The sequence below is a fragment of the Coleofasciculus sp. F4-SAH-05 genome, assembly GCF_040222985.1.
GTDB classification, from domain to species: domain Bacteria; phylum Cyanobacteriota; class Cyanobacteriia; order Cyanobacteriales; family Coleofasciculaceae; genus Coleofasciculus; species Coleofasciculus chthonoplastes.
Map to the genome: position 1 here is coordinate 1 of NZ_JAVKBY010000273.1, position 14,845 is coordinate 14,845.

Genomic DNA, 14,845 nt, shown 5'->3' on the forward strand with positions numbered 1-14,845 from the left:
TTGGAGCTTTACAACTATTGTGAGAACTTGTTTCATGGCTAAACTATACCACCTCATGGGATAGAAAGAGAGAGATTGAAAATACTTCGGGGATTGACCCCTCGCATTTTCCGCTATCCCCCTACCCCTTACTTCGTTGAAAGGGTAGCCCCTTGCGATTCGGGTGGTAATAACCGCATCACCGATACTTTTCAGCGTCGTAGCTAGCCATTGCTCTCGCTCCCGAAGCTGTTGCTCCATTTTATGTAGAGCGCCACTTCAATCGTGGTGGCTAAATCTTTGGATTCAAAGGGCTTGAGCAAATAACCATAGGGTTCGGTAAGTTTAGCCCGCTCCAGCGTTTCCTCATCGTTATAGGCAGTCAGATAGATGACTGGCAGTTGGAACTGTTGGCGCATTTGAGCCGCTGCTTCAATGCCATCGATCTTACCTTTGAGCCGAATATCCATCAACACCAAGTCGGGAGGATTTTGAGGGATTCCCGCGATCGCGGCTTCAGCAGATATCACATTGGCGGTTACAATATATCCCAGGGCTTCCAGTCGATTTTGAATGCTGAGAGCGACAACTCTCTCATCTTCCACGACTAAAATTTTCGCTTTAACCATTTGTTTGATCGAAAAATATAAATAATTAGGGTCTGCTGATCTACAGTTTAGTTACATGTTGCGATCGGAAAACTAATAGTTACTTCGGTTCCCTTATCCAGGGAAAAACTTAGATTGCCCTCCAATTGTTCAGTCAGAACATTAATTAATTGTAAGCCTAATGACTTAGGATTGGCAAATTCCATATCTGGTGGAAATCCGACGCCGTTATCTTTGACCGTTAGATGACATCGATCCTCAGATTCTGCGGTCAGGATCACCTCTATCGTGCCTTTTTGACCATTGGGAAAGGCATATTTGAGAGCATTAGACACTAATTCACTAATAATCAAACCACAGGGAATAGCGGTGTCAATTGTTAAATTAACCTCATGAATATAAAATTCTAAGTTAACTTGCTTATATTCAAAAACATAGATCTGAAACAAATAACTCGTCAAATTCTCAATGTACTCGGCAAAATTGATCCGGGCAAAATCTTGAGACTGATACAATTTATCATGAACCAACGCCATTGACTTAACCCGATTCTGACTTTCCTGGAACAGTTCCACCGTGGTTGGATCGGTAATGTACTGAGATTGTAAATCCAACAGACTGGAAATCACCTGCAAATTATTTTTAACCCGATGGTGAATTTCCTGGAGCAAGACTTCTTTTTCCCGCAAAGAGGCTTGAATTTGGATTTCAGCTTGCTTGCGCTCCGTGATATCCAGATTAATTCCCATCATCCGCACAGGCTGACTTGTTTCATCGTAAAATACCTGAGATTTGCTTTCCACCCAACGCAGGTTACCATCGGTTCTGATAATCCGAAATTCAATATCATAGCAATATTCCTGCTCATCAATCGCTCGTCGATCCGCTTGGTGAACGCGATCGCGATCATCGGGATGAACCATTTCCAGAAACGTTTTGTAGCTAATCTGCGTGGTTTTGGCATCTAATCCATACAGGTGTTGCAGGTGATAGGAACAGGTAATTTGTTCCGTCTCCAGGTTTCTATCCCAGAATCCCATACGCGCCGCATCTAGGGCTAACCGTAATTGTTCTTCCCGCTGACGTAGCTGTTCTTCAGCCAGCTTACGTTCTGTCACATCTAGGTTCAGCCCAATTGTCCAGATAGGCTGATCGGTTTTGTCATAAATAATCTGACCTTTGCTTTGAATCCAGCGCACAATCTGATCGGGCCAAATAATTCGATATTCAAGGTCATAATCCTCCCCCGTTTGAATCGCCCATTTCATACTTTGCTTGACCAGTTCCTGATCGTCTGGGTGAACCTTTTCTAAAAAGGTTTCGTAGGGAATTTCTGGACGATCAAATGCCAATCCATAGAGTTGTTCTAAGCGATAAGACCAAGTAATCATTCCGGTTTGCAAATTCCAATCCCACTTTGCCATCTGGGCGGCATCGAGGGCAAGACGTAAGCGGGCTTCACTTTGTTGTAAGAGATCCTCTGCCAGTTTACGGGCGGTGATATCGGTACTCACACCGAGAACTTGAGTCACCTGTCCATCTGGAGCCACCAACGGAGTTTTAATGGTTTGATACCAGCGAATTTCACCGTTTTGATCCCAGGAAAACTCTTCAGGAATGAACTTCGGCTGTAAGCTGGTCAATATCTCTTGATCTTCAGCCAGTAAGCGTTCCACATCTACTGCATCATGATGGAGTTGGGCGGTTGTTTTTCCCAGCAATTCCTCGACAGGAATCCCCCGATGTTCGGCAAACCTGCGATTGGCTAAAATATACTGACCGTCTTTGTCTTTGACATAAATTATATTGGGGTTGGTGTCAATAATGGTTTGCAGGAAATCCTTTTGGTTTTGCAGGGCTTGCTGGGCTTTTTGGCTCTGAGTGACATCAATGCCCACACAAACAATATTGGTTCCTTGCTGATATTTTTGCGTCGCAATGAGGTGATAGTGACAGGAACCATTGATGTTATTTTCCAGGATCTTTTGGTCAGTTTGAACCGAACTCGCGATAAACTGCTCAATATAGTTGACAAATGTCGGATTATTATTGAGAAAACCTAGGGGTTGACCAACAAAGTCGTCCGGTGACAGGTTGAACATATCTGCCAAAAATTGATTAACTCCCAGATATCGTCCTTGGCGACTCATCCAGGAGACGCAACCGGGTACTGCATCCAAAACCGCTTGCAGTTGCTCCTTGGCTTGTTGTAATTGTATCTCTATGGTCTGACGGTGAGTAATTTCTTGCTGGAGGCGGGTATTTGTTTGTTCGAGTTCGGCGGTGCGTTCGCTAACCCGTTGTTCTAAATTGAGATGAGCCTCTTGCAGCAGGAATTCCGCTTGTTTGCGATCGCTAATATCTTGAATCAGGGCAATCGTGTACTCAGATAACCCATTCGCGCCACGAACGGCTGACGCCGACACATGCACCCAGACTACATGACCTTGGTGATGAATATAGCGTTTTTCAGCGTTTAGGTGAGTGATTTCCCCAGTGATCAATTTATGTAAATCTTGATAGCACTGTGTCAGATCATCGGGATGGATAAATAGATGGAACGACTGATTTAATAATTGGTCAGCCCTGTAGCCGAGGATATCTTGCATCGCCTGATTGGTATGCATAACCCGCCCTTGAGTATTCGCGATCGCCATCCCAATAGGTGCCAACTCAAATACCGTGCGGAAACGGGCTTCACTCTCCTGCACCGCTTGTTGAGCCTGCTGAATGTCGGTAATATCGCGGCACAGGCTGAGGACAAATTCGACGGAACCATCTGGGGCAAATTCGGGAACCAGACGGGATTGATAATACCGTTGTCCATGGGGAGTCAAGAACGTGAATTCACTCTCATTTTCCTCACCCTTTTGGAACACCGTTTGTAAGGATTCCTCCCACACGGGGATAACCGATTCAGGTAATCCTAATTCCCGGTGGGTTTTCCCCAGAAAGTCCTGATAGGGGATACCGGTTTCCTGTTCAATAACGGGGTTGACGTAGACATGACGCAAATGGCGGTCAAATCGAGCGACAATATCGGGCGAATGATCCAGTAGGGCTTGAAATTCTTGTTCTCGCTGATTGAGCGTGTCCTTAACCTGTTTGTCTTCGGTAATATCTTCAGTAATCGTGGCGAGGAGGATTTGAGGAACATCTGTCTGGCTTTTCCCCCAGGGATTCGGCAAGATAAAAGAGCGCGATCGCACCCATCGGATTGAGCCATCGGATTTTACAATTCGATACTCTTGCGGGACTTCACTCCCAGGGGGTTGCGTCCAAGCCGCCGCCACTCGCTCTCGATCCCTTGGCTCAATCCCATTGAGGATACACTGTAGATACCCTCCTGGATGACTCAATAATTGTTCAGGAGTGTGACCCCACATCTGCTCAGCCGCCCCATTGACATATAATAATTGATGCCGATTCACCGAGGTCAACCAAAAGACATCCGCAAAAGGTTCTGTCATCACTGTATCCTTGATCTGGCTGTGACATCCTCCCCCACCAAATCAAAGATTATGGTGGGGGCTTCCTCAAATCACTTTGAGGATTTCCTGGTTATTTCCCTTCTGCTACGCGGTAGCTGAGCCTGTCGAAGCTCAGGGAATTTCGACACTTGCCTAGTTTTGGCTTTCGCCAACCCCCGGGAGATCGTCTGCACAGGCAGTTTCCTTTCCCGCTAGCAAGGGCGGTACTGGTTAGTTTTATTTGCCTCGGTGTTGACCATCGAATCCGTTGCTCAGCTCACGGTGCAGCAATTTCAACTAGCTTTGTGAGCAGATGCATCATCAGGATTATGCAAGTGAGTTTACCACATTGATGTTGGGGGAGTCCAGTGTATCCCAACGCGCTCATCATAGATTACATATCCAACATCTGTTTCCCAAGAAACCCTCTCTTCGGTAATGCGGTAATTAAGGTCTTCCATGAAAACCATATCACCCGCGTCGCAAAGGGCGTGCGCTTGTTTAAAATGAAAATCTTTTCTGGTCTTATCAATTTGGTGGTGAAGTCGAGCTACCTTAAGGCGCTGTTTTTCGTAATTTTTAGACCGCTTTGTTTTCCTGGATAGCCTGTGTTGCAGCAATTTCAGCTTGCTCTGTAGTTTCTTAAAAAACTTAGGCGGTTCGACAACAACTCCATCACTGGTAGCTAAAAACTTATCTAAGCCCACGTCTACTCCAATCGGATATCCATGGGGCTTAGGGTCAGGGATACTGACATCGCATTGAATATTGATAGATGCATACCATCGGTCAGCTTTTCGTATGATTCGTACTTGCTTAACTGTAAAACCATAAGGAATAGGACGATGCAAATAATGTCAGCATACCGCTATTATATAACATTTACTGGCTAGTCGTGTACTGTTAAATGTTAATTTAGGTAACGTTGAGTCACCTAAATTAACTTGGGGGAGTTGTGTATCCCAACGCGCTCATTAAAATTACAGCGTGGGTCTTACAACGCCCCCAAACCCCCTACTAAGATAAAAAAATACGATTTTACGGAATCAGTTTCAGAATTGTCAAACAATTGTCAATTGTCATTCGTCAATCCAAAATTTCTTTACCTACGACCTTGCCATCTGCATCAATGTCATAGACCAGAGGAATACCTGTTGCCAAATTCAGATTTGGAACCTCTTGTTCGTTGAGATCATCCAGAACCATGACAATTGAACGCAGGGAATTGCCATGGGCAGAGACTAAAACATTATCCCTGTGCTTGAGGTGGGTCATGATCCGACTTTGGAAATTTACGACTGAGGGGAACGTCCACCCAACCCGTAAAACGATTGGCGGCGTTCCACATACTTTGTCCGTGACGAACGAGAATCAGCTTTGCCATAGTTGATTAGTTTTGCAAAACTACAGGGCTACAGGGCTACAGGGGCGGGTTTAACAGAGCAAAGTTTTGTCGATGTCCGATAACTTTACTCACACCCGCCCTTGTTGGGGGTAGCAACTTGGTTTGATTAAAGCAAGCCTTTGTCTTTGCTGTACCCCTACCCAAGATAGATTTTGTCGAGGATGTTCTACCGCTACTTACCCTTGCGCTGCCATGGACAGGATGAGGTCAATCATGCGATTAGAATAGCCCCACTCGTTATCATACCAAGCCACGACTTTGAAGAAGTTGGAGTTGAGTTCCATACCCGCCCCCGCATCAAAGATGCTAGAACGGGGATCAGTGGTGAAGTCTGTGGACACCACGGAGTCATCTGTATATCCCAGAACCCCTTTGAGTTCTCCTTCCGAGGCTTTCTTCATCGCGTCACAGATTTCTTGATAGCTGGTGGCTTTATCAGTACGGAAGGTGAGGTCAACCACCGAGACATCGGGCGTGGGTACGCGGAATGCCATCCCGGTGAGTTTACCTTTGAGTTCAGGTAGAACCAAGGTAACAGCTTTGGCTGCACCGGTAGAGGCGGGGATAATGTTTTGAGCCGCACTACGTCCAGCCCGCAAGTCTTTCTTACTCGGTCCGTCTACGGTGGGTTGGGTAGCCGTCATGGCGTGAACGGTGGTCATTAAACCTTCTGCAAAACCAAAGTTGTCTTGAATGACTTTGGCAATGGGAGCGAGGCAGTTGGTAGTACAACTGGCGTTGGATACAACCGTATGCTTGTTGGGATCGTAGCTCTGATGATTTACACCCATCAAGAGCGTAGGGACTTTTTCCGGGTCTTTTTCTTTGGTGGGAGCCGAGATGACGACTCGCTTCGCCCCGGCGGTGAGGTGCTTGGATGCACCGTCATACGTGGTAAATAGACCTGTGGACTCAACCACATACTCGACGCCGTATTTCCCCCAGGGTAGTTCCTCTGGATTCTTGATCGAGACGCAGGGGATTACCTGATCATTGACCACAATGGCATCGGCTTTGGCTTCTACCGTACCGTTGAACCGACCATGGGTGGAGTCGTACTTTAACAAATAGGCGATACTCTCTGGCGGAACCAGGTCGTTAATGCAGCAAAACTCGATATTGGGGTTTTCTAGTCCAGCCCGGAAAACTAGGCGTCCAATGCGACCAAATCCATTAATGCCGACTTTGATAGGTGCCATGAAATTCTCCTTTTGGTTAAGTTGTACAGAGTATGCCAGGGTATGCTCTAGGGTACAGCGTCAAAGGGGAGCAGACTAAGTATCAGCTAATGTCAGTGTTCTCAGCAGTATTCGTCTGACCATCTGACATGAACTCTACCTGCGTCTTGTTTAGGTTTTCTTTAGACTGCTCCCTAATTAACGGTTAGCTATCCTTTACTGTTTATAGACGGATTGTCAGTTCTTTTCAAGCTTGCAGGTTTCGGCAAGATTCGTCAATTGGTTTGTGGAGAATCATTGTCCAGGACTTTGAACCTAAATTTGCTACCACTGATACTGAAAATTTAGTCAAGCTGATCAGGTATAGACGGATGTTGCCTGTGTCTATCTCTACGATTGAGAAAAACTTATATTATAACAAGATAACGTTAAGAGAAGGTAATCTTTCGCTTTTGTGCAAGTAGTGCTATGGAAACTGGATCGGGTTTGATCAGAGTCCTGACTTCTTCAAGATGTCGAATATCTAATTCAAAGCTGCCTTAAGTAGAAGGTCACTGATATTTTGGCTGGTGGGCATTGCCCACCCTACGGTATATTAAGGAATTTTGTTAGACTACTTACTTTAAAAGATGAAATAAATATGAATTAAAAATGAATAGATATGGAAAATAGCTTCTGAATTGAATCTCTGAGAATATTCGATAAAAAAATAAATTATGCTATCTTAAAAAAGAAGGAAAGGGAGTAGCTCCTGGTAAAAGATTACCAGGATACCTGAATCAACATACTGGTGATGAGCCTGGTTCAGGTGACAAGGGATTGAAGCATCAGGTCATTTTAATCTACAGAATCTGATCTGAATAGTTAGTTCCTTGGTAGCGAGACTTTCACTGAGTTCACAAGTTGATGTGAGCTGGGTGGGGTCTGCCTTTTCTCATCAAGCTCCATCAACGGCAATTGGTTAAGGAGCTTGTAAAAATGTTAACTGGATTTACTGCCGGATTATTACTAATTACGATTTCTGAGTTAGGGGATAAGACGTTTTTTATTGGCGTTATCTTATCCATGCGTTATTCGCGGCGGCTGGTCTTTTTGGGAGTTCTGGCGGCGTTAGCAGCGATGACAGTACTATCGGTATTATTGGGACAGGTGGTGTCGTTGCTGCCTGAATACTATATCAATTATGGGGAAATTGCCTTATTTTTAGGATTTGGCTTCAAACTATTGTATGATGCCAGTAAAATGCCCGCTCAAGCTAAAAATACAGGCGCAAAGGAAGCGGCGGTGGAAGTCGCCAAGCAGAATCAGGATGGCGCGATCGCAGGTTCAGGCAAAGATAAGTTACAGTCTGGCAATTTCGCTATTCTACTGCAAGCCTTTACTATGACATTTCTGGCGGAGTGGGGCGATCGCACCCAAATTAGCACCATCGCTTTAGCCGCCGCCCATCAACCTGTTGGCGTTACTGTCGGGGCGATTTTAGGTCATGGGATTTGCACCGCGATCGCAGTAATTGGTGGACGGTTAATTGCAGGACGAATTTCTGAACGGTTGGTAACAGCATTAGGAGGCGTATTATTTCTGATTTTCGGTGTCATGGCGATGTTGTAACAAGTCACCATTGTAGAGACGTTGCATGCAACGTCTCTACATAAATGATGTGTCCTAACAGCTATGGCGGTTGCTATAATACTACTGATTATGGCTCTGAATTGCCAACAAATTGCTGAATGGCATTAAAAAACTGCTTGTGATCCAGAGAGATTCTAATATTGTGACCCGCATTTTCAATCAGCACCAGCTTTTTATCTTGTGCGGCACAGTAGTAGTAAAGTTCTTGCCCTTCAGAAACAGGAATGACGGTATCTTTTCGCCCATGAATAATTAGAGATGGGATCGTAATTTCTCCCATCTTCTGTAGATTGCCAAAAACATCACCTGTAACCTTGGTGTCTACCGCCGAGGTATCCAAATAAGACAATTGCGGAAACTGCTGAGCAAAACCACTTTCAATAATTAACCCCGCCAATTGAGTTCCCGCTTGCCTTGCCACTTCAATCGCGGCGGCACTTCCCAGACTTCGCCCTAGAACATAGAGTTGCTCTGGGGAAAGCCCTTTTGACTGTAAAATATCACCAACCTGGTTAAAGATCGTTACCGCATCCGTTAACACATTACTGGATGTGGCTTGACCTTCACTGACACCATTACCCCGGTAATCAAACACCAATAATGTCACTCCGATCCGCCGATATAACTTGGCAATAGAATTACAATCCACTGCCAACTCATTAATATTAGGGAAATAGAGAATAACTGGGGCATCAGTTGCCGCTGGGTAGAGGATTCCTTGAACCTTTACCTGAGAGTCAACAGCGACAGTCACGGGGTAGAGTTCCAGAGGCGTAATCTGATTATTTAGCCGGGGACGTAATAGTAACTGCAATAGTGAGGCTTCGTCTAACACTAATTTACTGAGGACAAATTTCTGGATCACTTCAAAGTATTGCCACATCCCCATGCGGAGCAAGGTGTTATGACCCGCATTTTTAATCCGGATCAACTGCTTATTTGGAGCGGCACAGGCGTTGTAAAGTTTTTCTCCTTGTTGCGGCGGAATTAACGAATCTTTCTCACCATGAATAATCAATGTTGGCACAAGAATTTGGCTAATTTTCTCGGTATTCCTAACTCCCAAACGCTCGTCTTCATTCCCTCTCCCCTGCCAGCCAAGACGTTTAAGCAAGGCAAAGGTATCAGCAAAGCCACTATCAATAATCAGTCCGGCTAATTGATCTTGAGCGCAATTAGCAACAGCAATGGCGGGAGCACTACCCAGACTGCGCCCCATCACATAAAGTCGTTGGGGAAACAGTTGATGCGCCGTTAAAATATTGCCAAAAGCGCCGAATACCTTGAGGGAATCAGCCAGGAGATTAGAGGTGGTGGATGTGCCATCACTTTGACCATAGCCCCGATAGTCAATCACTAACATGGTAATGCCCAAGACAGTGAAAATTTTGGCGATACTATCGTATTCAGCCGCAATTTCACCGTTGCCATGGAAAAATAGAATCGCTGGTGAATTGCTAGCGGCGGCGTATAATCGTCCTCTGAGAAAGAGTCTCGGTTCGACTTCAACCTCAATGAGGTGGATATTTGGCGATCGCGGTTTGCCTGTTGTGTCCGGTTTAGGATGGAACAGGATTTGCAAAATATCGGGTTGGTCGAGAATGGGATGCACCATATAGTAGCGGGTTGCGGCTTTGTAGATATTTTATCTTGTCTCTACCAGTAAGGTAGGGAACACTCCATCCTACGCGCCCTGTCTCAATCCTAGAGGCTGAGAGGGTAAGGTGCGATCGCACTTCCTAAACATCACGGCTGTGTTTCTTCTAGCATCGACTCTTTGACCGCCTGCACTAACTCTTCTTCCGTGCATTGATACAAGTCACGCAAGCGGAATACTTGCCAAACTTCCATCATTGGTGTTGTTCTCCCCTTTTCCCAGTTGCGGATTGAAGATTCGGAGCATTTTAGTTCACGAGCGACATTACGGATAATCAGCCCTGCGCGTTTTCTCAAGGCTCTCAGGTTCATAAGTGACTGAATGTTCCCACTAAAGTAGCGTTAAAACTTAGCGTCAAGTATTGACAATTGACAAATATTGTGTATGGCTCTTTAATCATAAAAGAAAAAGCGTTAGTACATCCCCACCAAGAGACTGACTAACGCCCTTTCCTTTGTTCCTTACGGACTATCTAATCATGCCATACAATTCCAATCAAATCACTTACCGACAACGGCTAACTCCGTGGGCGATCGCTCAACTCCTACCGAATATGCAACGAACGATCGTGGGTCGGTTCCGCAGTCGGTCTGATGCGGATGGTCATTTGCGGTGTCTGCGTCAGCTTATACCTCATGCGTCGTTTGTCGTGGTATTTGACCCGCAACCGGATGAGGAAACCGTATCTGTGTCTCTAGCAACGGCGCAAAAAGCGGTTATTGGAGGATGAGGGGAGGCGATCGCATGTCCTGGATACGAGAGTGCGATCGCATTTCTGGAGTCAAGGGGCGCTCGCTAAGAGTGACCCCTCCCGAAGTGGGGAAGCGATAGTCCTTATAGTGCTGGGAGGCAAGGGACGATGACATTTAGACTAAAAAACCCCCTCCTAAAGCTAAGGAACAGGTTTAACTATATATATGTATGCCAGAGGAAGTATACTTATTGCCACATTTGCTAAATGCACCTAGACAACTTGGAGTCAACTAACGCCTATGACATTTCTTTTATGATCTTTATCTCCAATGTAAGAATTTTTCCGATTTTTAATATATAATTATATGTTTTACTTATGTTAAGTCATTAAATTCTGCTTCAGTTATCTTAATATCCTCCTTTAGAATTCTATCAAGCAGCCAACCTCCAACTTCATTACAACCGTGATTTGGGACAGTAGTTGCTCGTCCATCTGGATGCTTCCATCGAGCATGTGCACACTTCTTCTTCACCTTCTGAAAACCAAGACGCTTGAGGACTTTCTCTAGGGTACTCACTTTAGCTTGCATTTCGTTGTTTTAACCTAAATTACGTTAGGTGGCAAGGTGAATACACTTCCTTTGCATACACTATTAAGTTGTCTAGGTTCTATAACTATAGTAAACCTAACTGTATGCCAAGTCAACCTAAATGCAAATTGGTTAGATGTTTTTATCTGAGTAGGAGGATTTCTCTAAGAGAGATCTACCTCAGTTTCCTAAGCGCTGACGGTCATTATTTCAACCTCTGAAGGCAATAGCCGTCCCTCTTCTTCGTACTCTTCTTTAATCATCTCAAACACACAAGCCAGCTCATTAAGTGCTTCATCTGGCGTTCGTCCCCAAGCATGACAACTCGGAATTGCTGGCACATATGCTACAAATGTGCCATTGTCATCAGGACGAATAATACTAATATATTCTTGTAGCGATTTCATCTCTAATTTTTTATAAAAAGAATAGACTTGGTTGCTAATACTAGCATAATCTAGATTAGTCGCCATTCACGGGCATCAACGAACTCAGACAGATGCCTCACATTAGTTGTAGCAACTATCACTTCATTTCCCTCCTCTTCCACCAATATAGCCTGAGCCGCCAAAATCACATCCCCATCCAGTGCTTTGGAATCTGCCGTTGGTTTTCCTCTTCTTCGTGCTTCTGCCCAAAGTTCAGCCGCTTTGAGCATTACTGCTGTAGTAATAGGGCGGTAGGTAATTGCAGCTTTGAGTTGATCGAGTCGTCTGATACTCACCACCTTCCCAACTCGAAGCAATTCGCGCCTCACCTCATAATCAGCGATTTCGGGTAACATAGCCTCGTAGCCTCTTGATTCCAAAGAATCAAACCAAAGTTGGCACTCCAAAGATATGGGTGTAGCTCTAGGGTTAGTTACCATCCCTAATGGGCCAGAATCTAGCAAAACTACTCTGCTCATGGAATGGTTGATTAAATAGAAACACCGTCTTCATCTAAAGCTTTCTCTAGAATTTCCCAAGTTTCTTTTTGCTCCTGCTCATCTCCTTCCTCTCGCCACGATCGCAATAATTCACTCAGCGCAATCTGTCGTACTGATTTCTTTACAGGATCAGGATTCTTAATTTCGTCCATTGCCTGTTCCGAAACCTGCGATCGCACTGGCTTCATTGTCACGCTTTCACGGAATAGGCGCACGATTTGCAGTAAATTCGGTAAATACTCTTCTGGCGTTTGCTGAATTTCAAGAATTAACTTGGCTAAAACGTGATTGTCGCTTACAGCAGAGTTGTCTTCTTGGGAACTGCCTTCGGTACTTGGTGTGTTGGCTACATTACTTAAGTCTTGCTCAGGCATGGTTTCCTCCTTGACTTCATCTTTTTCTACCTTAACAACTCGCTAAAATTTCATTCTCCTGTAATTTGTTCCCGTACCCAAGCTCGAAAAGCTCTCATCGTCTTATTCCTACCCTCAGTCTTTACCTGGCTCAAATATTGGGGAATTACCTCAACAAGTGGTAGGTTAGGAAAAATCGGACTAAACCCTGACTCGATATACTGCCCATCCTGTAATACATTAATCTGTAACTTGCCCTTCTCAAATCGCCAAAGCTCAGGCACTCCTAAAGCTTCATAAATACTCGGATGAGTGCGAGACGTTACATCTATCTCTAAAGCTAAGTCTGGAGGGGGATCGACGGATAAGTCTAATCGTTCCTTTCCTCTTACTGCGGCTTCATTTTGAATATAAAAGCAGTTATCGGGTTCTATGCCTTTGAGCATATCCTCATTTTTAAAGGTAGTAGAACCAAGCGGATAAAAATCAATATCTAGTTCTTCCAGAAGAATCCCAATAAAATCAGTGATAAACAATTTACTGGTTTCATGCTCTGGTAAGGGCGTCATAATTTCTAATAGTCCGTTCTCATAGGCGACTCTTGACGCCCGATGTTCTCCTAACTCTTCTAAAATAGTTTCAAATTCTTGCCAGTTTACATCCTCTAGAAAGACTTTATGACCGGGTGGTATATTAAATCGCTTTAATTCCAATAGCATTGCATTAGCTCCATCTTCAATACTGGAACAGTAAGGTGGGCATAGTCCACTCTACTTTAATTACTGTAAGACCTCTGCTTTCATCTAGGTTAAGGGTTTTTGAGTCATATTAGTAATGTAATGCGATCGCATGGATTAACCTCTCCCCCAGCCCCTCTTCTACTCTTGAGAAGGGAGCCGGAATAGCGGAATTCTTGTTCCTCTTTCCCTGCAAGGAGAGGGGAGCCGGAATGCTGGAACTCTTGTTCCCCCTTCCCTCGCAGGGAAGGGGGTTAGGGGGTTAGGTTTTTTCGGAATACGGGGGAGTGTAATCGCACCTCTATCTCTTCCACGTAATTACCCTTTTTTTCATCTCAAATCCGTACTGTCTTTATTACTCTTACCAATGTTACATTTTAAGCATAATGTTTGAAGGTTTTTTATATCGTCCGTACCGCCTAATGAACGAGGCTTAATATGATCGACGTGCAGCGTTATTCCATCTTTTGCTGATCGCCCACAACTACAACACTTCCATTTATCACGAGCTAGAACAGACCACCATAGACCTGCTCTGACAAAGGAATAACTTTCTAACTCTGGTAAGTCCGTGAAATCACTGCTTTCATCATTAGAGTCTAGTTTTTCTTCATATTCTTCCTCATCTGAGAGATACCAGTTCTTAAAATTTTTAAGCATTTGAGACAGTTTAGGTAGTTCGCCTTCTGCAATACAGAATAGAGAATCCAGCAAAGGATAGAGAGCTATAAATGCCAAAATTAGATTAACAAGACCGCGATTGATGTTGAGCGGGAAGTAGTGCAGAGGAGATAATAGTCTAATTCCGTCATATCCCACTTCTTCATCTGTAAAAGCATTTTTGATATGGACAAATTGTTCAGCACTACTGTGTGAAATATGAGTAAGGGCAAAAATTGGAGAAAGTGTATCAAGATTATCGCGAATTAAATCAGCGACAGCAGAGACAAATTGAGGATCTACTCCTTGGTTAAATGGGATTAGTTTGACAAACAACCCTCCTTTTGAGTCTACACTATATGTAAGACGAGTTGGATGGAATAAAAATGGCTTTCCGTCTCGACGTTTGATGGTAAGTGTCCTATCTGTTCTACGCTTCCCAGACAATCCAATATGCACTTGACCATGGTCAAAATTCTGACGTGCTGTTTTCCTGTGACTTGGAGCGTAAACAAAGGTCATTCGCTCATAGGGATTTACATCATAGACTGTTTGTATTACATCTAAAGTATGTCTAAGTAATACTTCTAGGCGAGGAAAGAAATACTTTTGTAAAGTGTCGAGACGTGTTCTTGTATCAGGTATCTTAAATATTTCAGAGTCTCTTTGTTCAAATACTATCTCACTGACTGTAGTCGGCTTTGTGGCAGCCATGGTTTAGTCCTATATATTTCAATAGCCAATATAGCTTACAGGCAATTCAGGCAAAATCACCTTAAATAGAAACACCACCTTCTTCTACTCTTCCCCTACCTTAACCTGAAGTTCCCCTTTGACAAATCGCTACACCGTATGCATGTCCCGGCTTAGGGCGATTTGTCTTTCGGCTTCACTGGGTACAAATCAGGCTGACACCCAATAAATCTAAAGCCTTTCTTTGTACTGGAGTAGGTTC

At 44.3% G+C, this 14,845-nt stretch carries 15 protein-coding genes and 2 pseudogenes; 2 read left to right on the plus strand and 15 right to left on the minus strand.

Going from position 1 to position 14,845, the window contains the following annotated elements:
• The 7 genes and pseudogenes from RIG27_RS33270 to gap all read right to left on the minus strand — a co-directional run.
• Positions 1–240, minus strand: a pseudogene (locus RIG27_RS33270) (hypothetical protein); the annotation flags it as partial.
• The gene (locus RIG27_RS33275; RefSeq protein ID WP_446348887.1) at positions 204–608 is read right to left on the minus strand and encodes a response regulator; all 405 of its coding nucleotides are present in this window, start codon (positions 606–608) and stop codon (positions 204–206) included. The pseudogene RIG27_RS33270 and the gene RIG27_RS33275, both read right to left, overlap by 37 nt.
• A 47-nt stretch (positions 609–655) precedes the next feature.
• Positions 656–4,057: a PAS domain S-box protein gene (locus tag RIG27_RS33280; protein ID WP_446351315.1), complete on the minus strand. Its 3,402-nt coding sequence runs from the start codon at positions 4,055–4,057 to the stop codon at positions 656–658.
• Positions 4,058–4,457: 400 nt separating this feature from the next.
• Positions 4,458–4,908: pseudogene (locus RIG27_RS33285) on the minus strand (RNA-guided endonuclease InsQ/TnpB family protein); the annotation flags it as partial.
• Positions 4,909–5,143: 235 nt separating this feature from the next.
• Positions 5,144–5,332 carry a hypothetical protein gene (locus RIG27_RS33290; protein WP_446351316.1) on the minus strand — a complete coding sequence of 63 codons (189 nt, stop codon included), beginning with the start codon at positions 5,330–5,332 and terminating at the stop codon, positions 5,144–5,146.
• The gene (locus RIG27_RS33295) at positions 5,307–5,441 is read right to left on the minus strand and encodes a histidine phosphatase family protein (RefSeq protein WP_446351317.1); all 135 of its coding nucleotides are present in this window, start codon (positions 5,439–5,441) and stop codon (positions 5,307–5,309) included. Before RIG27_RS33295 ends, RIG27_RS33290 begins: the two co-directional genes overlap by 26 nt.
• A 197-nt stretch (positions 5,442–5,638) precedes the next feature.
• Positions 5,639–6,661: a type I glyceraldehyde-3-phosphate dehydrogenase gene (gap, locus tag RIG27_RS33300; RefSeq protein ID WP_446348253.1), complete on the minus strand. Its 1,023-nt coding sequence runs from the start codon at positions 6,659–6,661 to the stop codon at positions 5,639–5,641.
• Between the two features lie 957 nt (positions 6,662–7,618).
• On the opposite strand from gap, the gene RIG27_RS33305 reads away from it, so the two are divergent.
• Entirely contained in the window at positions 7,619–8,251 is a 633-nt protein-coding gene (locus RIG27_RS33305) for a TMEM165/GDT1 family protein (protein WP_446351318.1), read from the plus strand.
• An 88-nt stretch (positions 8,252–8,339) separates the two neighbouring features.
• Here the strand turns inward: RIG27_RS33305 and RIG27_RS33310 are convergent, their stop codons facing one another.
• Positions 8,340–9,887, minus strand: coding sequence for an alpha/beta hydrolase (locus RIG27_RS33310; protein WP_446351319.1), 1,548 nt, complete (start codon positions 9,885–9,887; stop codon positions 8,340–8,342).
• A gap of 131 nt (positions 9,888–10,018) precedes the next feature.
• Entirely contained in the window at positions 10,019–10,240 is a 222-nt protein-coding gene (locus tag RIG27_RS33315; RefSeq protein ID WP_446348247.1) for a helix-turn-helix domain-containing protein, read from the minus strand.
• Between the two features lie 167 nt (positions 10,241–10,407).
• Here RIG27_RS33315 and RIG27_RS33320 point away from each other — a divergent pair, with 167 nt between their 5' ends.
• Entirely contained in the window at positions 10,408–10,659 is a 252-nt protein-coding gene (locus RIG27_RS33320) for a hypothetical protein (RefSeq protein ID WP_446348245.1), read from the plus strand.
• Positions 10,660–10,996: 337 nt separating this feature from the next.
• On the opposite strand, the gene RIG27_RS33325 is transcribed toward RIG27_RS33320, so the two are convergent.
• From RIG27_RS33325 to RIG27_RS33350, 6 genes are all read right to left on the minus strand, one after another.
• Positions 10,997–11,212: a type II toxin-antitoxin system HicA family toxin gene (locus RIG27_RS33325; protein ID WP_446351320.1), complete on the minus strand. Its 216-nt coding sequence runs from the start codon at positions 11,210–11,212 to the stop codon at positions 10,997–10,999.
• Between the two features lie 188 nt (positions 11,213–11,400).
• The gene (locus RIG27_RS33330) at positions 11,401–11,619 is read right to left on the minus strand and encodes a type II toxin-antitoxin system HicB family antitoxin (protein WP_446351321.1); all 219 of its coding nucleotides are present in this window, start codon (positions 11,617–11,619) and stop codon (positions 11,401–11,403) included.
• 50 nt (positions 11,620–11,669) lie between these two features.
• Positions 11,670–12,119 (minus strand): nucleic acid-binding protein, encoded by a 450-nt coding sequence (locus RIG27_RS33335; protein WP_446351322.1) that lies wholly within the window; start codon positions 12,117–12,119, stop codon positions 11,670–11,672.
• A gap of 11 nt (positions 12,120–12,130) precedes the next feature.
• On the minus strand, positions 12,131–12,514 hold the full coding sequence (locus tag RIG27_RS33340; protein ID WP_446351323.1) for a hypothetical protein: 384 nt from the start codon (positions 12,512–12,514) through the stop codon (positions 12,131–12,133).
• Positions 12,515–12,564: 50 nt separating this feature from the next.
• Positions 12,565–13,212, minus strand: coding sequence for a Uma2 family endonuclease (locus RIG27_RS33345; protein WP_446351324.1), 648 nt, complete (start codon positions 13,210–13,212; stop codon positions 12,565–12,567).
• 348 nt (positions 13,213–13,560) lie between these two features.
• Complete coding sequence (locus RIG27_RS33350) at positions 13,561–14,604, minus strand: HNH endonuclease (protein WP_446351325.1); 1,044 nt, start codon at positions 14,602–14,604, stop codon at positions 13,561–13,563.
• Between the last annotated feature and the right edge of the window lie 241 nt (positions 14,605–14,845).